The following is a 21,321-nucleotide window of genomic DNA, read 5'->3' as shown; positions in this document are numbered from 1 at the left end:
TGCGGATTTCTTGGTAATTTTACAAATCTCTACATGCCGTTCAGGCAGCCGGCCAATGTTTGCGGATGACGGGTGACAGTTGCGTATGCCCGTCCAGCCGCGCCAGCAAGGCGCTGAATGCCGGACGGGATACCGCCAGGTGCGGCCTGCTGCCGGACCAGCGCGATACGATTGCCGCCATCAAGCCCAGCGCCGTTAGTCGATTGCCGTCCAGCAATAGTTGGGGCGCATAGGTATCAGCAAACATATCCCATAGCTCGTGCAAACGCTGCTTGCTGCCCTTGATGATGCGTTGCTGATCGTCATCGTCGGCACCGGCGCACCAGCGCTGCGGAAAATCGACAATGCCGATTGCCGCATAGCAATTGGCGGCAATATACACGAGCCCGCGTATCGCCTGCGCCCGCGCTGCCGCATCTGCCGGCAACAAGTGGGCAGCGGGGATTTCCAGGCCCAGATGGATCAGGATTGCGGCGCTTTCCGTCAGCACTGCGCCATCCGGCAGCACCAGTGTGGGAATCTGCGCCAGCGGGTTGACCCGCTTCAGTTCTTCCAGCCCCGGCCCCTCCTGCCAGGATGCCGCATCCACCACGCGGAACTCCTGTTGCGCAATCTGCAAAGCGGCTTCGACCATGGCTGAACCGGAGCCGCGGGTGCCAAACAGGGTGTACGTCATGCTTGCTCCTCAAATTCAAATTCTGTGTAATGGTAATGCTGCACCCCGTGCCGCTGCAGCAGGTCCTGGAACGCCCGGCTCTTTTTCTCGCTGCTGAATTCGACGCAGGCTTTTTTCAGCGCAGGCAATTGCAACAAGCCTTCATAGTCGCCTGCCTGCCAGTGGCGGCCGGCGATGTGGATGAATTCTTGCAGCGCGGGCGCCTGTTCCAGCGGATGGATATCGCGCAACTTGGGCAGCGCCTCCAGATAGATGCGCCGCAAGCTGCGCAAGCGGGAAACATCTGGCAAGGCTTGCACCTGTGGCAGCGCTTGCAGGAACAGGTTTTGCAGACCGGTCATTGAGCTCATGAAGGACAGGTCTGCCAGGCCGCGTATCTGCCACAGCTCCAGGAACTGGAGGCGGGACATGCTGCCGAGCGCAGACCAGTCGCGGATACGGCACTGCTTGATGTCCAGCAGGCGCAACTGGGCCATGCCGTGCAGGAAATCCAGCTGTGGCAGCGCCACGGAACGCAAGGTCAGGTCGTGCAGTTGCGGCAAGCCGGCGATCTGTTCGATACCGTTCTTCTGGCCCTCCAGATAGAGCGTGTGCAAACCCTGCTGGCGGCAAAGTGGTTCCAGGCTGGGTTGCCTGCCGACTGGCGCCGCCACGGTTTTGCCCAGGTAAAGCGTGTGCAGCTGGCCGGCCGGCAGCAGATCCAGGAAACTGAAATCCGGCAGGTTGCCTATGCCTATCGCCAGCGTATGCAGGTCTCTGAGACTGGCCAGGTGCTGGATCCCGGCCGCCCGTTCCAGGCAGTCGGCGGAGAAATGCCGCACATTGTCCATGTATTTTAAAAACGACAGATCGCATACGGCGGGGCCGCCGTCGTAGACCCGGAATTCCAGTTCGGGGCGCTGCGCAAACAGGCTCTCGTTCAGGCGCCTGCAAGTCAACAGGTCCGGCTGCGTACCGGTTTGCAGGATACGCAGTTCGCGGTCTTCCAGCAGCGACGCAATATCGGCAGCCGACAGCGTGCCGGCATAATTGGCCCTGTCCCTGGAAATTCTGTTCGGCGCAAGTGGCATGGCATAGCCTCGCTAAGCTGAATACGCTGTAGAACGTGAAAAAACCGCACCGTGCGACTTTACACCAAGCGGCCCGGCATGCCTATAATCGGGCAAAGACCTGCACACCAGAAACAGGAGCGAAATCCGGCATGAACCATCCCGACAGCAATAAAAACAGCAGCAACGCCAGCAGCAGCCTGCTGCGGCAACGCGGCATCCATGAGCACGCACGCGTCACCGAAATCGAACTGTTCTTCGACCTGGTATTTGTGTTTGCTGTCACCCAGCTGTCGCATACGCTGCTGAAGCAGCTGACGCCGGTTGGCGCGCTGCATACCGGTCTGCTGTTCCTGGCGGTATGGTGGGTATGGATTTATACGTCGTGGATTACCAACTGGCTGGACCCGGACCGCGCCAGCGTCAGGCTGATGCTGTTCGTGCTGATGCTGGCCGGCCTCGTGCTGTCCGCATCGCTGCCGCAAGCCTTCGGCAGCCAGGGCCTGCTGTTTGCCGGTGTGTATGTTTTCATGCAGGTGGGCCGCACCTTGTTCATGCTGTGGGCAATCCGCCATGCGGCTGCAGACCTGACGCGCAATTTCCTGCGCATCCTGGTGTGGCTGCTGCTATCCGGCGTACTGTGGATCGCCGGCGGCCTGGCAGCCGAAGACAGCCGCTGGATATGGTGGGTGGCGGCAATGGCGATGGACGTCGCCTCCCCCGCGCTGGGATTCTGGACGCCCGGCATGGGGCGCTCCACCACGGCGGACTGGAATGTGGAAGGCGGTCACCTGGCTGAACGCTGCTCGCTGTTCATCATCATCGCGCTGGGAGAATCCATCCTGGTCACCGGCGCCACCTTTGCCGAACTCGACTGGACGCCCTCCTGCATCGCCGCTTTCGCCACCGCCTTTGCCGGCAGCGTTGCGATGTGGTGGATCTACTTCAACATCGGCGCCGAACGCGGCAGCCACCACATCAGCAAATCGAAAGATCCCGGCCGCATCGCCCGCCTGGTGTACACCTACATCCACCTGCTGATCGTCGGCGGCATCATCGTCGGCGCGGTGGGCGATGAACTGGTGCTAGCGCATCCGGACGGCCACCTGGACAGCCACGCCATCGCCACCATCGTCGGCGGCCCGGCCTTATTCCTGTTCGGCAATGTATTCTTCAAATGGCTGACGTCGCCGCTGGACCGCATGCCCTTATCCCATCTCGTGAGCCTGGCCCTGATCGCCGTGCTGCTGGCGCCGCTGATCACTTACCATACGCTGACACCGCTGGAGCTGACTGCGGCGATGACGGCGATATTGATCGTGGTGGCAGCGTGGGAAACGATTTCCTTGCGTGGAGGCGTACAACAAGCCTGATCACTCAGGCACGTGGATCTTTTCCTTGATGTGTTTCAGGTTGGCGACCATCGTGAAACTCATGATCACCAGCAGCGACCAGGAACTCCACTTTCCGATGTGCACGGTAGACCATGCTCCCATCTGGTTAGGATATTTCCAGATGCCGAAGAAAGTGCTGATGTTTTCCGCCAGCCAGATGAAGAACCCGATCAGCACAAACGCCAGCAGCAAGGGCATTTTCCGGTCACGGTCCAGCGGGCGGAATACGACAGTCGTACGCGCGTACAGCCCCAGCACACAGGCAGCCAGGTACCAGCGATAGTCGCCGATATAGTGGTGCGTGAAAAAATTGATATAGATCGCAAAAGCCGCCAGCCCCGCCATCCAGTAAGGCGGATGATGCCGGATGCGCAAGTCCAGCAAACGCCAGGACTGGATGATATAACTGCCTATCGCCGCATACATGAAGCCTGAAAATAGCGGCACGCCGAACAGCTTGGTGTAGCCGAAATCGGTGTAGGCCCAGGATTTGATGCCGGCCGATGTCTTGAATACTTCGAGAATGAAACCGACCGCATGGAACAGGCATACCGTCTTCAGCTCGTCCAGAGTCTCCAGCTTGTAGGCCAGCATTCCAAACTGTATCAGCAGTGCCGCCACCAACAGCACATCGTAGCGCGGCAGCCCGAGCAAGCCGGTGCGAGGCATCAGGAATACCGCGGCAAAGAACAGGCCGACAAACAGGCAGGCCCGCGCCTGTTTGATTCCGAAATACCAGAACTCGGTCAAAAAACGCGATATGCCATTCAGGCTGTCACGCGGGTAAGAGGCCATCAGGTGCCGGTCTATCAGCTCTATCATGCCAGGGCGCGCCGTCCGTAGGTAAATTGATGGAGAAACATATTGCCGTCTTCATGCTTCTTGAGAAACAGCAGTTAACTTACGCCAGATTTCAATGACAGGCAATCAGGCAGACACCAACTCAAGAGGATTGATGCAATTGACTGCGCTTTGCACTATGCTGGCGGTTCGCTAGTTCTGTCATCAGTCAGGAAATCGGGAGGATGCGCCATGGGCAAGAACCGGATACGCGTAGGCATAGGCGGCTGGGATTACGATCCCTGGCGCGAGACGTTTTACCCTGCCGACGTGCCGAAGAAACGTGCACTCGAATATGCCAGCCGGCAAGTCACGGCGATTGAAGTCAACGGCACTTACTACGGCACCTTCAAGCCGGAAACCTATGCCAACTGGCATGCGCAAACGCCGGACGATTTCATGTTTTCCGTCAAGGCGCTGCGCTATACCACCAACCGCAAGGTGCTGACCGAGGCCGGCGAATCTGTGGACAAGTTCATCAACAGCGGCCTGTCCGAGCTGGACGCCAAGCTGGGGCCCATCGTATGGCAGCTGGCGCCCAGCAAACGCTTTGACGCCGACGACCTGGAAGCTTTTTTCAAGCTGCTGCCGGACGAGCTGGGCAAGCTGAAGCTGCGCCATGTGCTTGATCCGCGGCATGAAAGCTTCCTGTGCGAGGAGTATCTGGCGCTGGCCAGGAAGCACAAGATCGCCACCGTATTTACCGATTCAGAAGACTACCCTTCCTTTGCTGATATCACGTCGGATTTTGTTTATGCAAGGTTGATGAGCGCGCAATCGGACATCGACACCGGCTACAGCAAACCCGCTCTGAAAAAATGGGCAGCGCGGGCGGAACTGTGGAGCAGCGGCGGCCAGCCGGACGACCTGCCGTATGCTGGGGAGCAGCAAGGAAAAAGCAAGGAACGCGACGTGTTCATTTATTTCATCAACGGCGCCAAAGAGCGCGCGCCGGCAGCGGCGCAACACCTGATCAAGACGCTGACGGAGAAGAAATGAAGATAAGCGCCCGCGGCATCGGCAAAACACTGGCCGCCTGCCTCACGCTACTGATGGCCTGTAGCACCAGCTTTGCGGGCCCGGCATCAACGACAGACCGCAAGGATATACTGGATGCCGCCCGCCCGGCCATTTCTGCAATGGCTGGACAGGCGGTAAAATTTAAAGTGGATATCCTGAACGTGGACGCCAACTGGGCCGTGCTGGTCGGGGGCTTGCTGCAGGCGGATGGCAAACCCATCGACTGGAAAAAAGCGGCGTCCTGCAATCCCGACCTGGACAAGATGCTGTGGGTCGTCCTGGCCAAGGCAGACGGCAACTGGCGGGTAGCCCAGGCCGAGATCTGCGCCTCCGAGCCGCCGTACTGGTATATCAGCGATTATCTATGGCCTTGCGGTGTATATACGGGGCTAATCGAGGGCGAACGTAACCTGGAGCGTGAGTGCAGGGGTAGCAGAAAAACCAGGTAAATCAAAATTGAACCTCAGATCCAACTATTGAATCTGAGGTAGCGCACAAGAAGACAAGTACATCACATACCCTGATGAAGGTATCTGCAGATGGAATTGGACGAGTTTAAGGCGAGATGCTTATTTCCGCTATGCTCACCCTATCCAAAATTTTCCAGCAATCGCCATGACCAACGAAATTTCGAACGCAGACTTGCTAAAGAAGCTTGAAGAAATTAACTCCCCAGACGAACGATGGACTGTCTTTTCTCGATATGACGAACGTGGCGCTAGGTCTGATAGCTTGGCTGAACATCATGCTGATATTGCGAGATTTCAGTTGTCTGCAGATGTGCCAAAAGAGGTAGTCATTCTATTTGAAACGGCAAAGAACGTTTACCTGTATGCGTGGTATGTATATCGGTTCTATCCGATCGCAGAGCATCAAGCTCTGGCATGTTTAGAAATGGGACTGCGCAAGAAATTTCCCGGAGGGCTGCCAACGGGTTATCCCAATAAGGCTAAACCAAACACACGCCCTACCTTGGCACCTCTGCTACGATATGCAATTGATCAGGGATTAATTAAGAATGAAGGCTTTTCTGGATGGCATAGTCAAGTTCGGCAACGTGCCAGAAATCGGGTGCAATTTGAGCAGATTGAGAGCAACGGGCAGAGTAATTCACTGGTTCAGGAAATCAATCTCAACAACATAGTACCGAACGCTCAAGACTTAGATTACGATTTCGTTTCAATTTTGGAAGAAACTTTACCGGGCATTCGAAACTCGTACGCGCATGGAAGTCCCAGGCTGAGCAACCAAGTCTTGGGAGTTTTCGAACTTGTTAGTGAAGTGTTGGCGCAGCTCTATCCTAGAGCTGCAACCTTTGCGTAGTCAATAAAACAGCCAATTTTTCTTAAGCTATAACTACAACTCAACTACCTGATTTTAATGCCCAAGCCACGGGATATCCAGTGCTAACCGTATATCAAAGGTCGGCCAGCCAAGGAAGCTGTATGTCAGTTGGATAGGCTATCCCGATTTACGACTAACCGGACAATAGGTCGATAAATATAAAATCGACGGATAACTGGCTGGTTGAGCTGCACTTTTAGTTGTCGTGGCGGCGTACATTGAGTTCGGATCCTCCGCCTAAAAATATAAACCGGATGACACAATGTTAAAGTGGAAAAGCTCGGCAAAACCTGAAATAATTTTGGAGCGTATCCAAGCTTGTCGGACATTACAGAGCGACGGAATCCACTATTCCTTCGAGTCGTGGCCATTAGACCAAAATGCACCTATTCTTGAAACTATGCTCGACTTTCCAGAAGAGATTCTTCGAGATGACTGGCCGTCAATTGTTTGGAAGGGAATCTCTGGCGTAGTCGGAGACTTGACTAAAGATAGTTTTATCCAGTCTGCAAAGAAAGCAATTAGTGTCTACGGCGCGAAACCAAATACACGCTACGATCTACTGACGACAATCTCAATAAGAAAAGACACTTTACCCAAAAATTTCTCTTACGATGGATGTTCTGTCAAATTTTATCGCGAAGACTTTCCCAAGAAATATCAATCGCGATCCAATCTATTCAATATTACCCCCGAGTTAGTCGTAGAAGTACCTTACAACTACGCGCGTGTCGTTGTTCAAGTGGTGGATAAAACAGCAGAAAAAGCATTTGAACAAGCATCACGCAAGCTTGATGTGGTTCGATCTATATGGAACCTACTCTATAACCACATTGGCAGCACTCAAATAGGAGGTAAGCTCCGACCAATTAATCGCATACGGCTTGGTAGCACGCATACCGTGCATATGCCTGCCGGCGAACCAGCGTCAGAACAGTACTGGTATGAACCAAATTTCAGCCCAACTGATCCATTTATAGTAGAAAACCAGGATCGATTCCAAAGCGAAGTAAAAAATTGGCTTAAATTCTTAGCGAAGAGTACCTACTCTGATCGAATAACCAGAGCGCTTGTGCTTTCCGTGAGAGCGCTAGATGAGCCGGATCCCAATACTAGTTTCATTCGGTTATGGACGGCGCTCGAACATTTAACATCGTCAGAGCAGGCAGATCACCAAGCAATTATCAGACGGTGTTCTTTCCTTAGTCCCGACCCCGAGCGTGCAGCACTCCTCCTAAATCATCTTCGACATTACCGAAATAGCTCAGTTCATAACGGAAACCAAAGTACCTATGCCAAGCGGGAAACTTATTTGTTACTGAATATTTTTCGCGATTTAGTTCAGTTTCATTTAGGTACTGGGTCGCTATTTGGTAGCTTTGCAGAAACGAATGAAATGTTAGATCTCTCCCCAAACATAGACGTCTTACGCAAAAAATTGATCTTGATTCAACGCGGAATCAAATACAGGACACCTCGTTTATCAGTTACGAATCGTTTTACTGCACCTTAGGCGTCGCCAGCAAAGCCTTCAGATTCGCCAGCCGGTTCTGCGGCGTGATCACTTCTTCCTCTGCGGGGACAGCGGTACCCTCATCCAGTTTCATTTCCCTGATGAAGCGCGATACATCGCAATGCACCGGTGCACCGGCGCGTTTGCGCTTTTTGCACCAGGTGATGTGCAGGCTGCGCTGGGCGCGGGTGATGCCGACGTACATCAGGCGACGTTCTTCTTCTATGCGGGCGACAATGGTTTCGGCCGGTGCATCCGGATCGCCCTTGTGGGGCAGGATGCCCTCTTCCACGCCGACCAGGAATACGTGCGGGAACTCCAGCCCCTTGGACGCGTGCAGGGTGGACATGCGTACCGCGTCCGGCTCTTCGTCCTTGCCTTCCATCATCGACATCAGCGCGACCATCTGCGTCAGGTCCAGCAGGCTGCGGTGGTCGTCCGTGCCTTCCTTGCCGCCGCTGCCCTTCTGTTTGAGCCAGTTGGTGAAGTCGATCACGTTCTGCCATTTTCCTTGCGCTTGGCGGTCGTCGAAGCTGTCGTACAGATAGCCTTCGTAGTTGATCTCTTTCATCATGTCGTCCAGCAGGACGGTGGCCTGGTCTTCGCGGTGGGCGTGCATTTCCAGGTGGTTGATGAAATTGCCGAATTCGCGCAGCGGGCGCAATTGGCGCTCCGGCAGCAGCGCTTCTATGCCGCCCTTGAAGACCGCCTCAAACAGCGAGCATTGCCACTGGCCGGCAAAGGAGCCCAGCACTTCCAGAGTGGATTGCCCTACTCCACGGCGCGGCGTGGTGACGGCGCGGATGAAGGCCGGGTCGTCGTCTTCATTGGCGATCAGGCGTAGATAGGCGATGATGTCCTTGATCTCGGCCTTATCGAAAAAGCTCTGGCCGCCGGAGATCGTGTACGGGATGCGCTCCTTGCGTAGCGCCTGCTCAATGACGCGGGCCTGGTGGTTGCCGCGGTACAAAATCGCATAGTCGGAATATTTGGCGCGGCGCTCGAAGCGGTGCGCGGAGATCATGATGGCGACCTGGTCGGCCTCCTGCTCATCATCCTGCATGCCCAGTACCTTGACCGGGTCGCCCAGGCCGTGCTCGGACCACAGCGCCTTGTCGAACAGCTTGGGGTTGTTGCCGATGACCGAGTTGGCTGCCTGCAGGATGCGGGTGCTGGAGCGGTAGTTCTGTTCCAGCTTGATGATCTGCAGGTCGGGGAAATCGACTTGCAGCGTCTTCAGGTTTTCTATGGTGGCGCCGCGCCATGCGTAGATCGCCTGGTCGTCGTCGCCCACGGCGGTGAACATCGGCTTTTTGCCTACGCCGGTGACCAGCAGCTTGACCAGCTCATACTGGCAGGTATTGGTGTCCTGGTATTCGTCCACCAGCAGATAACGCAGGCGGCGCTGCCATTTGTCGCGCACCTGCTCATTGGTGCGGAACAGCTCCACCGGCAGGCGTATCAGATCATCGAAATCCACCGCCTGATAGGCGCTCAGCGTCGCCACATAGCTGCGGTAGATGCGGGCAGCGCTGGCTTCGTCCTCGTCCTTGGCCTGGTTCAGCGCGGTTTCGGGATCGACCAGGCCGTTCTTCCACAGCGACATCGCGGTCTGGATACGGCGTATCAGCTGCTTGTCTGTCGTGATGGCCAGGTCCTGCACCAGCGAGAAGCAGTCATCGCTGTCCATGATGGAAAACCTGTCCTTCAGGCCCAGTGCATTGGCTTCCTGCCGCAAGATCTTGACGCCCAGCGAGTGGAAGGTGGACACCGTCAGCTGCTTGGCCTTCTTGGGCTCCTGCAGCAGCTTGGCGATACGCTCCTGCATCTCCAGCGCGGCCTTGTTGGTGAAGGTCAGCGCGGCGATGCTGCGCGCGTCGTAGCCATGCTGCTCAATCAGGTTGGCGATTTTTTGCGTAATCACACGGGTTTTTCCCGAACCGGCGCCGGCCAGCACCAGGCAGGGGCCGTCCATGTAGTTCACCGCATCGCGTTGGGGAGTATTTAAACCGTGGGACATGTTTCGGAGACAATCAGAATTCGGAGGGGCGGCAAATGCGCAAGCTCGTTATTGTAAGTGCGAATGGCCTGCAGATGCGAAAAGCATGCGGCGCCCCCAAGGGCTTGCCATGTTTGCTGGCCTATTTGCCATCAGGCCCCCTCCTTTCGCAGGAAAACCCGCAAACCCGGGTCGAAATTGTTTATATTGTAATTTCGCACTAAAGAGGCGCTTGGCATAAAATAGCGGATGGCTTAAGAGGGCATTATGAAATTCGAGCATCTGATAGAAATCAACGACCTGAACAACCCGATGACGCAAGTCATTACCCGTGAGCAATTATGGCGCGGCCTGGTAGTGCGCGCGGAATCGCCGAAGTTTTTTGTTCCCTACCTGGACGACTGCACGATCACCGAGCGCGCCGGGCAGACTATTTCCCGCACGCTGAAGTTTGGCGACCTGATCGTCAACGACAAGGTGCTGTACGAGCCTTTGCACCATGTGCATTACGACGTGGCAGCGCAGAACGATATCCCGCATTCGACCTTGCGCATGACAATAGAAGAACCGCAGCCACAGGCCTTGTTCGTGCGCTTTGCGTATGACGACGGCCATACGGAAGCGGAAGACGCGGCCAACGAGATGTATAACGAATACCGCCGCTCGGCTTACCAGGAATCCGATATCGATACGGTCAAGGTGATCCGCGAGATGGTGGAAGAAGGCCTGCTGCCGCCCAGCCTGAATTCCTAGGCAGGAACCGGGTCAGATATCCACAGGGTCGATCTCCACCGACCATTTGACGCGCGTCTTCATGGCGCGCAGCTGACTTATCCACAATTTTGCAAAAGCTTGCAATGCGGGGCGCGACGGCGACTCCACGAGAAGCTGTGCCCGGTCCATATTCGCGACGCGGGTCATCGTCATCGGTATCGGGTCGTTCATCGTGATGCCGGGATGCTCGATGCAAACGGCGGCTTCCTGCAGAAAATCCAGCGCTATCTGCAATTCCCTGGCTTCCGCGCGCAGCAGCGCCTGGTAGATATACGGCGGCATGCCGGCCTGGCGACGCTCTTCCAGCAGGTCGTCGGCAAAGCGGTCGTAGTTGTGCGCCATCAGCCAGTGGTAGAGCGGATGCTGTGGATAACGGGTCTGCACCAGCACTTCGCTGGGATTGCCGCCCTCTTTGGTGGCCGCGCGGCCGGCACGCCCCGCCACCTGCATCAGTTGCGCGAACAGCCTCTCGCTGGCGCGGTAATCCTGGGAGAACAGGGCCGTGTCCGGATTCAATGCGCCGACCAGCGTCAGGTTTTTAAAGTCATGCCCTTTGGCAACCATTTGCGTGCCGATCAGGATATCCACCTCGCCCCGGTGCACAGTATCGAAGGCGGCTTCGGCGCTGCCTTTGAGCCGCGTTGAATCGGCGTCGATGCGGAATACCCTTGCCTCCGGGAAAATAGCTTGCAGGCCTTCTTCTATCCTTTGCGTGCCGCGCCCCAATGGCTGCAGGTCGATATTGCCGCAAGTGGGGCAGGAACGGGGGATGCGCTGTTCCAGTCCGCAGTGGTGGCAACGCAGGCTGCGGTCGCCTTTATGCAGCACCAGATGCGCGGTGCAGCGCGTGCAGTTGCTGATCCAGCCGCAGGCGTCGCAGGCCAGCACCGGTGCATAACCGCGCCTATTTAAAAATAGAAGTGACTGCTCACCCTTCTCCAAACGCTTACGCATGGCGACTATCAGCGTTGGTGTGATACCGTTCTGGGCTTTTTCGCGTTCGGTGTTGATCAGCGTGACGGCAGGCAGCACCGCGTTTTTGACGGCCCTTTCCGGCAGCGCCAGCTTGTTGTAGCGGCCGGTGCGAGCGTGCAGCCAGCTCTCCAGCGATGGCGTGGCGGAGCCCAGCACGACCGGAATATCCAGTTGCCGCGCGCGCCAGATGGCGAGGTCGCGCGCCGAATAACGCAGGCCTTCCTGTTGCTTGTAGGAAGGATCGTGCTCTTCATCGATGACGATCATCTTCAGGTGAGGCAGCGAAGACAGGATCGCCAGCCGGGTGCCGAGCACGATGCGGGCCTGGCCCAGATGCGCAGCCAGCCAGTGCCGCAGGCGTTCGCCTTCGGCCATGCCGCTGTGCAAGGTGGCGATCTGTATGCCGGAAAAACGGCTGCGCAGGTGGCTTTCCAGTTGCGGCGTCAAATTGATCTCGGGCACCAGGATCAGGATCTGGCCCTCAGCGCTTTGCTGCAGGATACGGGCGCTGGCCTGTAAATAGACTTCCGTCTTGCCGCTGCCGGTAACGCCGTACAGCAGGTGGGCGGCAAACCGGCTGCTGCCGGCAATGGCGTCCACCGCGTGTTGCTGGGCGGGATTGAGGCCGGGTTCGGTATTCGGGCTGGCATCGTTGTCCAGGCCTGCCTTGGCCAGTTTCTTGAGGCTGTTGAGCAGCGACGTGGGTTTGGCGGCACGCAGGTTTTTGGGCAATGCCGGTATCGCGACCTCGCCCAGCGGCCGCTGGTAGTAGTCGGCGGCAAAGCCGCACAGCGCCAGCCAGTGCGCAGACAGCGGCGGCACCTGGCTACGCACGGCCAGCACATCCTTCATTTTGTCCGCCGGCACGTCGGTGGTATGGCCGACTTCTACGATCAGGCCCATCACCTCCTGGCGGCCGAAAGGCACCAGCGCCAACTGGCCTGCTTGCGGCACAGGTTCACCTTCCTGCTGCGCGGCCCAGCGGTAGTCAAAGACGCGGTCTAGCGGTGTGTCAAGCGCAATAGTGAGGATAAAGTGTTCCACGAACTTAATGTAAACCTTGAGGAAATGCGCTAACTTCAGGTTTCATAAGTGTTTTTTTGTAAACCTGCAAGTCCTGTGGATAACTTTGTGGAGAAAGGGCTATTGACATCTGCTTTCGCTAGCGTTTACGCGGGTTCTTTGGGAATTAGTGATTCTCAACAAAAAAACTAATCTGTTTTAAATCAACAGCTTATAAATTTTAGTGAACGCGGGAAAATTATTTTTTTCTTGCTTTGAGGCGCTCCTCATTTTTGTGCATAACTATCAAAAAATGTGCAAGTAAATGAGGTTTTTGTTGCGTCTATTTCATTGGCCTGCAAGGCACTTCTGCCCTGCCAGCCGCATGGATACTGGCTTTTGCATAGCAACATGATGTATTGGCAAGGCAGGCGGGCTAGCGGGGCGATAATCGCATGCATCCGGCTGCCATCAAGGCCGGCCGGTATGCCGCGTTTTGCCCCTTTATCGCCGCTTACGCTTCCGTTTGGCGCATCTTGCGGCTGACTTCATGCACGGTTTCGACAAGCACCGTGACCGATTCGGGCGGCGTGAACTGGGAAATGCCATGGCCCAGGTTAAATACGTGGCCGTGGCCGGCGGAGGGCTTGCCGTAGGAAGACAGCGCCGCAGTGACCTGCTCGCGAATCTGATCCGGTCCGGCAAACAGCACTGCCGGGTCCAGGTTGCCCTGCAGGGCCACCTTGCTGCCGACCCTGGCGCGGGCCTGGCCGAGATTGACGGTCCAGTCCAGCCCTACCGCATCGGCGCCGATGTCCGCGATCTGTTCCAGCCACAGGCCGCCGCCCTTGGTGAATACGATGGCGGGGATATGCTGGCCGTCCTTGTTGCGCTTCAGCTGGCGCATCACATCCTGCATGTATTGCAGCGAGAAACGCTGGTAGGCGCCGTCGGCCAGTGCGCCGCCCCAGCTGTCGAAGATCATCACGGCTTGCGCGCCGGCATCGATCTGCGCATTCAGGTAAGCGGCAACCGACGTGGCATTGGTGCGCAGGATATGGTCCATCAGGTCCGGGCGCTTGTACATCATGCTCTTGACGGTATGGAACTCGCGCGAGCCCTGGCCTTCAACCATATAACAGGCCAGTGTCCACGGGCTGCCGGAAAAACCGATCAGCGGCACGCGGCCGTTCAGCGTGGTGCGAATCTGCGTGACCGCATCGAATACATATTGCAGGTTGGCCATATCGGCAACCTGCAGCGCCATGACGGCTTTTTCATCACGCAGCGGGCGCTCGAACTTGGGGCCCTCGCCCTCTTCAAAATACAGGCCCAGACCCATCGCATCCGGCACCGTCAATATGTCGGAGAACAGGATGGCGGCATCCAGTGCAAAGCGGTCCAGCGGCTGTATCGTCACTTCGGTGGCAAAGTCGGGATTCTTCGCCAGGCTCATGAACGAGCCAGCGCCCTTGCGCACTTCGCGGTACTCCGGCAGATAGCGGCCGGCTTGGCGCATCAGCCACAGCGGCGTGTAGTCGGTCTCCTGGCGCATCAGCGCGCGCAGGAAGGTGTCGTTTTTCAGAGGAGCGAATTGTGATGACATGGTTGCTTTCGATTTAGCGCATCAGGCCGAGCACGCAGAGCCTGTGTTTGCATCGGCCTGCGTCCGGATAGGTGATGGCGACGGCACAAGCCGTTGCCGCTATGGCGGTCGCGCTGGATGGCGAAATTGGAATAAACCGACATTATCGCCTAAGCGCTGCCGGAAGGCACATGCGCTTCAGCAATTTCGATTATTTGCATCCATTTTCGGGCTTCTTGGCCGCATTTATCCACAGGCAGAGCCTCATTTATAAACTGTGGATAACTTTGTGGACAGATTATTTTATAAAACGTTAAATTATGTGAAGCATTGGATTACAGAGGGTTACACGGGCTAAATGCTTGATTTCATTGATAGCAGCTGGCGGGAAGCGGCTGCAATACTGGCCCTCGCTCGTATTTCCTTGTAGCACTACTGTGCATAAGTGACGGAAAGTACTATTTTTTTGGCCCCAGTTGCCCAATGCTTAGGCGCATTGCGGCCTCCATATGCTGCGCCCACCTCTGCACGCCTTTTTCGGACGGATGATAGCCGTCTACCGCCATTAATCCGGCTTCGCCAGTATCAAGCTGCATGGGGATATAGTGCACGTCGGCAAGCTCGCGGGCGAGATTCCCCGTAACCCTGTCCAGCGCCCTGGCCTTTTGGCCAAGCACGAAGCGCAAGGGTTGCGGCAGCGATGGGAACGCATGCATGGGCGGCACGCCGGATAGGATGATATGCGCCGGCGCCAGCTTATCCCGCACTGCGGTGATCAGTTGCGCCAATTCCGCGCGGTAACGGGCGGCAGAATGGAAGGATGTTGTGTCGTTGACGCCGAAAGCGATCAGCGCAACGTCCACCGGGGGAACAGGCAATGGCAGGCGCGGCACCAGCACTTGCAGCGCCTGCGCCAGATCGGCGCCATTGAGTCCTACTGCCTGCCAGTTCACCGGCATTTCCACCTGCTGCGCCAGCATGGCGGCCAGCTGTGCGGTAATCGCCTGTGTATGGAAGGTAACGCCTACCCCGGCTACCGGGGACTCGCCTATGGCGACCAGCCGCAGCACCGGGGTCGCTGGCGATGGTTCAGCGCCTTGTGGCGGCCATGACGCTGTGCCATGGGCGGGGCCGCCGGCTTCCGGCAGGCGCGGCGTGATGCGGCGCACGTGCTTGCCTTGCAGGTAGAGCAACGGGTACAGCGGCACAGCCAGCAGTTCAGGCAGGTAGCGGCGCATGAGGCTGTACTAGCTGATCTTCAGCTTGGCCAGTTCGGGCTTCGGCGGCGGATAGGCCAGGTCCAGGCTGGCCAGCTTTTCAACGACGATGCCGGCTATCGCCAGGTTGCGCTGGGTCTTGGAATCGGCCGGGATGATGTACCAGGGCGCAGAATCGGCGTCGGTGGCGGTAAGCACTTTTTCATACTGCGCCTGGTAGGCGTCTCAATACTCGCGCTCGACCAGGTCTTGCGGATCGAACTTCCAGTGCTTGTCGGGGTCGGCAATGCGTTCTTCCAGTCTCTGCTTTTGCTCGTCCTTGGAGATGTGCAGGAAGAATTTCAGGATGACGGTGCCGGTCTCGGTCAGCATGCGTTCGAAATCGCGGATCTGCGCATAGCGCCGTTCGCATTCCTTGTCGTCTATCCAGTCGTGCACGCGGGTGATCAGTACGTCTTCATAATGACTGCGGTTGAAGATGACGATCTCGCCGTTGCCGGGCACTTCCTTATGCACGCGCCACAGGTAGTCGTATTCCTTTTCCACGTTGCTGGGCGCCTTGAATGCGCTGGTGCGGGCGCCAAGCGGATTGATCTGGCCGAAGACGCCGCGTACGGTGCCGTCCTTGCCCGAGGTATCCATGCCCTGCAATACGATCAGCAGCTTGTATTTTTTTTGCGCGTACAGGATTTCCTGATAGTCGGAAATCTGCTGCGCCAGCTTCATCGTGGCGAGCTTGTCGCGCGTCTTGGCCTCGTCCTTTTCTTCCTTGCTTTGTTTCTTGTCGGCGCTATCCAGCGGCCGCTTGCCGGCGTCGGCATCCTTGATCTTGAGCTTGCCGCTGAGGCGGAACAGTTGGCTGACGGTCATCGGTGGTTTTATCCTTTTGTCGGTATGTTGAGGCTACCGTGTTCTATCTTGATGCACTTGTCCATCACGACCTGCATGCCGGCCGCCTCTGCCTTGCGGGCGGCTTCCGCATGGATGACGCCCAGCTGCATCCAGACGCATTTCAGGCCCAGGCGTATCGCTTCATCGACGATGGCCGGGATTTCTTCGGAGCGGCGGAAGCAGTCAACGATGTCGATCTGCCGGCCTTGCAGCCGCAATGCGCGCACCGCATCGTCCAGGCTCGCGTAGCAATGTTCGCCCAGCAGTGTAGCACCCTCTTCCACAGGATTGACCGGCACGATGCGGTAACCCTGGCGCTGCAGGTAGGCCGCCACATCGTAGCTGGGCCTGGAAGGCCTGGGTGACAGGCCGACTACCGCAATGGTGGAAGCGCTTTGCAACAGGGAAGCAATCTCTTTGCTGGTCATCTTGGATGGGAATTTGGGGGTAGGCATTTGGGCAGGCGAAAAAAAAGGCAGCCTGAGGCTGCCTTCATTTTACTGCGAGCGGTACTGCTTTGCCGGAACGGCAAATCCGCCATATTATTGTTAGTGTTTTTGACGCAATCTCTGGATTGCAGCCAGCTGGGCAATTGCCGCAGCCAGTTCAGCCTGAGCCTGTGCGTAGTCAATCTGGGATTCCTGATTGACCAGGGCTTCTTCTGCCCTTTTCTTCGCTTCATTCGCCTTGGCTTCATCCAGGTCTTTACCGCGGATCGCAGTATCGGCCAGGACAGTAACCGTGTCCGGTTGCACTTCCAGCAAACCGCCGGCAACGAAGACGAACTCTTCTTCGGCCTGGCCGCTTACCTTGATGCGTACCGCACCCGGCTTGATGCGGGTGATCAGTGGCGTATGTTTTGGATAGATACCCAATTCACCAGCCTCACCCGGCAACGCGACGAATTCGGCTTCGCCGGAGAAGATCAGCTCTTCCGCGGAAACCACGTCAACGTGAATAGTGTGTGCCATGTTGGACCCTTTTCATTCTTGCTGGATCAAAAAAGCGGAACAGCACAAGTCCGGTTTAACCGGACTCATGCCGATCGGGGTTTAGCCGATTTTTTTCGCTTTTTCGATGGCTTCTTCGATAGTACCTACCATGTAGAACGCTTGTTCCGGCAGATGATCGAGTTCGCCGGATGCAATCATCTTGAAGCCCTTGATTGTATCTTTCAGCGACACGTATTTACCTGGGGAACCGGTAAACACTTCAGCAACGTGGAAAGGCTGCGACAGGAAACGCTGCATCTTACGTGCGCGCGCCACCAGCAGCTTGTCTTCAGGAGCCAGTTCGTCCATACCCAGAATCGCGATAATGTCGCGCAATTCTTTGTAGCGCTGCAAGATACCTTGCACGGCGCGGGCTGTTTCGTAGTGCTCTTGACCAACCACTTGCGGATCCAGCTGGCGCGAAGTGGAATCCAGTGGATCAACCGCTGGGTAGATACCCAGGGAGGCGATGTCACGGGACAGAACGACAGTGGAGTCCAAGTGGGCGAATGTGGTCGCTGGAGATGGATCAGTCAAATCATCCGCTGGAACATAAACGGCTTGAATCGATGTGATCGAACCGGTTTTGGTCGACGTGATACGCTCTTGCAAACGGCCCATTTCTTCGGCCAGAGTAGGCTGGTAACCCACGGCGGAAGGCATACGGCCCAGCAGCGCGGAAACTTCAGTACCGGCCAATGTGTAGCGGTAGATGTTATCGACGAAGAACAGAACGTCTTTACCTTCGTCACGGAAACCTTCCGCAATCGTCAGGCCTGTCAATGCCACGCGCAGACGGTTGCCTGGCGGTTCATTCATCTGGCCGTACACCATCGCTACCTTGGACTTTTCCGGATCGTCCAGATCAACCACTTTAGCGTCAGCCATCTCGTGGTAGAAGTCGTTACCCTCACGAGTACGCTCACCCACGCCGGCGAACACGGACAAGCCGCTGTGCGCTTTAGCGATGTTGTTGATCAGTTCCATCATGTTGACTGTCTTGCCCACACCGGCGCCGCCGAACAGACCAACTTTACCGCCTTTTGCAAACGGGCAAACCAGATCAATCACCTTGATACCGGTTTCCAGCAATTCTTGCGAAGGGGACAGTTCGTCGTAAGCAGGTGCCTTACGATGGATCGATGCGGTAGTTTCACGGCTGACCGGACCACATTCATCGATAGGGTTGCCCAGTACGTCCATGATGCGACCCAGTGTTGCTTTACCGGTCGGCACCATGATAGGGTGGCCCGTGTTTTGAATCACCATGCCGCGACGCAGACCGTCGGAGGTGCCCAGCGCAATAGTACGGACGATACCGTCGCCCAATTGCTGCTGCACTTCCAATGTCAGCTCGGAGCCTTCCATCTTCAGGGCGTCGTAGATCTTAGGCATCGCGTCGCGTGGAAATTCAACGTCCACAACAGCGCCGATACACTGAACGATTTTGCCATCAGCCATGTTCGTTCCTTCAATAATTTAAATTCAGTTTCAGTTGCGTCACTAGACCGCTGCCGCACCGGCGACGATCTCGGAGAGCTCTTTGGTAATTGCAGCCTGACGGGTCTTGTTATAAACCAGTTTCAGTTCACCAATTACATTACCTGCGTTGTCACTGGCTGATTTCATCGCCACCATACGGGCAGACTGTTCAGATGCCATGTTTTCAGCAACAGCCTGATAAATCAGCGCTTCAACATAACGCACCAGCAATTCGTCAATCACCGTGTTCGCATCCGGCTCGTAGATATAATCCCAGGTATGGGAAGACGTCTTGCCTGCTTCGAGCGTGGCAGCCGACAGGGGCAGAAGCTGCTCCATGACCGGCTCTTGCTTCATGGTGTTGATGAATTTGGTGTACGCCAGGTAGACCGCATCCAGTTGTCCTTCCTGGTAGGCGTCCAGCAACAGCTTGACTGGGCCTATCAGTTTATCCAGGTGGGGCGTATCGCCGAGCTGCACTGCGTGCGCCACGACTTTTGCTCCAACCCGGTTCAGGAAACCAAGACCTTTATTACCAATTGCAACCGCTTCAATTTTCGAACCCTTGCTTTCGAGTTCACGCAGTTTGCTGGTGACCAGACGCAATACGTTGGTATTGAGGCCGCCACACAAACCCTTGTCTGTCGTGACAACGATCACTCCGACTTTCCTGGAGTTTTCTTGCACGATCATGAAAGGATGCGTGTACTCAGGGTTTGCTTGTGACAAGTTCGCAGCGATATTACGGATTCTTTCGCTATAGGGACGGGCGGCGCGCATCCGGTCCTGCGCCTTGCGCATTTTGGATGCGGCGACCATTTCCATCGCCTTGGTGATCTTCTTCGTATTTTCTACGCTTTTGATCTTGCCACGTATCTCTTTGCCTGCTGCCATGAGTATTAACTCCTTTTAAACCCGGTTAATGGGGTGGTGTTAATATGCGCCGGATTTTTTGAAATCAGCAATCGCGGCAGACATGGCGGCTTCGCCGTCTTTGTCGAGTTGCTTGGTTTCTTCAATCTTTTGCAACAATGCAGCGTGGCTGGTCTTCATGTAGTTGTGCACACCGGCTTCAAACGCCAGTACTTTCTTGACAGGCACGTCGTCCAGGAAGCCTTTGTTCACGGAGAACAAGGTCACAGCCATCAGCGAGATGGACAGCGGTGCGTACTGAGCCTGTTTCAACAGTTCAGTAACGCGCGCGCCACGGTCCAGCTGCTTGCGGGTCGCTTCGTCCAGATCGGAAGCGAACTGTGCAAACGCGGCCAGCTCACGGTACTGCGCCAAGTCGGTACGGATACCGCCGGACAGGTTTTTGATGACCTTGGTCTGCGCTGCACCACCCACGCGGGATACCGAAATACCCGCATTGATCGCAGGACGGACACCGGCGTTGAACAAGGATGTTTCCAGGAAGATCTGACCGTCGGTAATCGAAATTACGTTGGTTGGAACGAAAGCGGAAACGTCGCCGGCTTGAGTTTCGATGATAGGCAATGCTGTCAGCGAACCTGTTTTGCCTTTGACTTCACCATTGGTGAATTTCTCGACGTAGTCAGGGTTGACGCGCGCTGCACGTTCCAACAGACGGGAATGCAGGTAGAACACGTCGCCAGGGTAAGCTTCACGGCCTGGTGGACGGCGCAGCAGCAGGGATACCTGACGGTAAGCCACAGCTTGCTTGGACAGATCATCATAAATGATCAGCGCGTCTTGACCGCGGTCGCGGAAGTATTCGCCCATTGCACAGCCGGAATAAGCGGACACGTATTGCATCGCAGCGGATTCAGCAGCTGTCGCAGCAACAACGATCGTGTATTCCATCGCGCCGTGTGCTTCCAGGGAACGCACCACGTTTTTGACGGAAGATGCTTTTTGGCCGATCGCTACATAGATACAGGTAACGTTCTGGCCTTTCTGGTTGATCACGGCATCGATCGCTACGGCTGTTTTACCAGTCTGGCGATCGCCAATGATCAGTTCGCGCTGGCCGCGGCCAACTGGAACCATGGAGTCGATGGACTTCAGGCCGGTTTGCAGAGGTTCGGAAACGGATTGACGTGCAATAACGCCAGGAGCGATCTTTTCGATCGGCGCTGTCAGTTTTGCATTGATAGGGCCTTTGCCGTCGATAGGCTGACCCAGCGCATTGACTACGCGGCCGCGCAGTTCAGGACCGATAGGCACTTCCAGGATGCGGCCTGTGCATTTGACAGTGTCGCCTTCGGAGATGTGCTCGTAGTCGCCCAGAATAACGGCGCCGACGGAATCACGTTCCAGGTTCAGCGCCAGGCCGAATGTATTGCCTGGGAATTCCAGCATCTCGCCTTGCATCGCGTCAGACAGACCGTGGATGCGGCAGATACCGTCGGTAACGGAGATAACCGTACCTTGATTGCGGATCTCAGCGGTATTGCCAAGGCCTTGGATCCGGCTCTTGATCAGTTCGCTGATTTCTGATGGGTTGAGTTGCATACTAACTCCTAATATTATTTCTCTGTTGAGACGTCCAGATGGTCCGGGTGCGGCATCCACCGGTCTGCGCATTCATCATTTCATCGCTCCGCT

At 56.3% G+C, this 21,321-nt stretch carries 19 protein-coding genes and 1 pseudogene; 7 read left to right on the top strand and 13 right to left on the bottom strand.

The genetic code is table 11. From position 1 onward, the window contains the following. Positions 1-40: 40 nt before the first annotated feature. Together ACO0LO_RS07960 and ACO0LO_RS07955 are read right to left on the bottom strand one after the other, a co-directional pair. Positions 41-676 (bottom strand): glutathione S-transferase, encoded by a 636-nt coding sequence (locus ACO0LO_RS07960; RefSeq protein ID WP_422963673.1) that lies wholly within the window; start codon positions 674-676, stop codon positions 41-43. After that, on the bottom strand, positions 673-1,746 hold the full coding sequence (locus ACO0LO_RS07955) for a hypothetical protein (RefSeq protein ID WP_422963672.1): 1,074 nt from the start codon (positions 1,744-1,746) through the stop codon (positions 673-675). Before ACO0LO_RS07955 ends, ACO0LO_RS07960 begins: the two co-directional genes overlap by 4 nt. A 131-nt stretch (positions 1,747-1,877) precedes the next feature. Between ACO0LO_RS07955 and ACO0LO_RS07950 the strand changes: the two genes are divergently transcribed. After that, positions 1,878-3,098 carry a low temperature requirement protein A gene (locus ACO0LO_RS07950; RefSeq protein ID WP_422963671.1) on the top strand — a complete coding sequence of 407 codons (1,221 nt, stop codon included), beginning with the start codon at positions 1,878-1,880 and terminating at the stop codon, positions 3,096-3,098. On the opposite strand, the gene ACO0LO_RS07945 is transcribed toward ACO0LO_RS07950, so the two are convergent. Next, the gene (locus tag ACO0LO_RS07945) at positions 3,099-3,941 is read right to left on the bottom strand and encodes a DUF817 domain-containing protein (protein ID WP_422963670.1); all 843 of its coding nucleotides are present in this window, start codon (positions 3,939-3,941) and stop codon (positions 3,099-3,101) included. Positions 3,942-4,151: 210 nt separating this feature from the next. Here ACO0LO_RS07945 and ACO0LO_RS07940 point away from each other — a divergent pair, with 210 nt between their 5' ends. The 4 genes from ACO0LO_RS07940 to ACO0LO_RS07925 all read left to right on the top strand — a co-directional run bounded on the left by ACO0LO_RS07940 (position 4,152) and on the right by ACO0LO_RS07925 (position 7,836). After that, complete coding sequence (locus tag ACO0LO_RS07940) at positions 4,152-4,958, top strand: DUF72 domain-containing protein (protein ID WP_422963669.1); 807 nt, start codon at positions 4,152-4,154, stop codon at positions 4,956-4,958. Next, positions 4,955-5,428, top strand: a complete 474-nt coding sequence (locus ACO0LO_RS07935) for a hypothetical protein (RefSeq protein WP_422963668.1) — start codon at positions 4,955-4,957, stop codon at positions 5,426-5,428. Before ACO0LO_RS07940 ends, ACO0LO_RS07935 begins: the two co-directional genes overlap by 4 nt. 166 nt (positions 5,429-5,594) lie before the next feature. Then, entirely contained in the window at positions 5,595-6,302 is a 708-nt protein-coding gene (locus ACO0LO_RS07930) for a hypothetical protein (RefSeq protein ID WP_422963667.1), read from the top strand. Positions 6,303-6,585: 283 nt separating this feature from the next. Further along, positions 6,586-7,836, top strand: a complete 1,251-nt coding sequence (locus ACO0LO_RS07925; protein ID WP_422963666.1) for a hypothetical protein — start codon at positions 6,586-6,588, stop codon at positions 7,834-7,836. Here ACO0LO_RS07925 and ACO0LO_RS07920 read toward each other — a convergent pair. Further along, entirely contained in the window at positions 7,823-9,856 is a 2,034-nt protein-coding gene (locus ACO0LO_RS07920) for a UvrD-helicase domain-containing protein (RefSeq protein WP_422963665.1), read from the bottom strand. The two genes, ACO0LO_RS07925 and ACO0LO_RS07920, sit on opposite strands and share 14 nt — an antisense overlap. 246 nt (positions 9,857-10,102) lie before the next feature. Here ACO0LO_RS07920 and ACO0LO_RS07915 point away from each other — a divergent pair, with 246 nt between their 5' ends. After that, the gene (locus tag ACO0LO_RS07915) at positions 10,103-10,588 is read left to right on the top strand and encodes an SRPBCC family protein (RefSeq protein WP_422963664.1); all 486 of its coding nucleotides are present in this window, start codon (positions 10,103-10,105) and stop codon (positions 10,586-10,588) included. Positions 10,589-10,600: 12 nt separating this feature from the next. On the opposite strand, the gene ACO0LO_RS07910 is transcribed toward ACO0LO_RS07915, so the two are convergent. Next, complete coding sequence (locus ACO0LO_RS07910) at positions 10,601-12,628, bottom strand: primosomal protein N' (protein ID WP_422963663.1); 2,028 nt, start codon at positions 12,626-12,628, stop codon at positions 10,601-10,603. 472 nt (positions 12,629-13,100) lie between these two features. Continuing rightward, on the bottom strand, positions 13,101-14,192 hold the full coding sequence (gene hemE / locus ACO0LO_RS07905; protein WP_422963662.1) for a uroporphyrinogen decarboxylase: 1,092 nt from the start codon (positions 14,190-14,192) through the stop codon (positions 13,101-13,103). A 74-nt stretch (positions 14,193-14,266) separates the two neighbouring features. On the opposite strand from hemE, the gene ACO0LO_RS07900 reads away from it, so the two are divergent. Next, positions 14,267-14,488 (top strand): hypothetical protein, encoded by a 222-nt coding sequence (locus tag ACO0LO_RS07900; RefSeq protein WP_422963661.1) that lies wholly within the window; start codon positions 14,267-14,269, stop codon positions 14,486-14,488. Positions 14,489-14,629: 141 nt separating this feature from the next. Here ACO0LO_RS07900 and ACO0LO_RS07895 read toward each other — a convergent pair whose 3' ends face one another. The 7 genes and pseudogenes from ACO0LO_RS07895 to atpA form a co-directional block, all read right to left on the bottom strand. Next, a complete protein-coding gene (locus ACO0LO_RS07895; protein WP_422963660.1) occupies positions 14,630-15,409 on the bottom strand; it encodes an SGNH/GDSL hydrolase family protein in 780 nt (259 codons plus the stop codon). Positions 15,410-15,418: 9 nt separating this feature from the next. Then, a pseudogene (locus ACO0LO_RS07890) lies at positions 15,419-16,258 on the bottom strand (PPK2 family polyphosphate kinase). 8 nt (positions 16,259-16,266) lie between these two features. Next, a complete protein-coding gene (locus ACO0LO_RS07885; RefSeq protein ID WP_422963659.1) occupies positions 16,267-16,734 on the bottom strand; it encodes a CoA-binding protein in 468 nt (155 codons plus the stop codon). Positions 16,735-16,827: 93 nt separating this feature from the next. After that, positions 16,828-17,250 (bottom strand): F0F1 ATP synthase subunit epsilon, encoded by a 423-nt coding sequence (locus ACO0LO_RS07880; protein WP_422963658.1) that lies wholly within the window; start codon positions 17,248-17,250, stop codon positions 16,828-16,830. Between the two features lie 81 nt (positions 17,251-17,331). Next, positions 17,332-18,732, bottom strand: coding sequence for a F0F1 ATP synthase subunit beta (gene atpD / locus ACO0LO_RS07875; RefSeq protein ID WP_422963657.1), 1,401 nt, complete (start codon positions 18,730-18,732; stop codon positions 17,332-17,334). Between the two features lie 42 nt (positions 18,733-18,774). After that, positions 18,775-19,647 (bottom strand): F0F1 ATP synthase subunit gamma, encoded by an 873-nt coding sequence (atpG, locus tag ACO0LO_RS07870; protein ID WP_422963656.1) that lies wholly within the window; start codon positions 19,645-19,647, stop codon positions 18,775-18,777. Between the two features lie 39 nt (positions 19,648-19,686). Next, positions 19,687-21,228 carry a F0F1 ATP synthase subunit alpha gene (atpA, locus tag ACO0LO_RS07865; RefSeq protein WP_394780678.1) on the bottom strand — a complete coding sequence of 514 codons (1,542 nt, stop codon included), beginning with the start codon at positions 21,226-21,228 and terminating at the stop codon, positions 19,687-19,689. Positions 21,229-21,321: the final 93 nt, after the last annotated feature.

This window comes from Undibacterium sp. TJN25 (assembly GCF_049339885.1).
Classification (GTDB): Bacteria; Pseudomonadota; Gammaproteobacteria; order Burkholderiales; family Burkholderiaceae_D; genus Undibacterium.
Note: the sequence above shows the minus strand (reverse complement) of the source record. Positions and strands in the feature narration are given on the sequence as shown.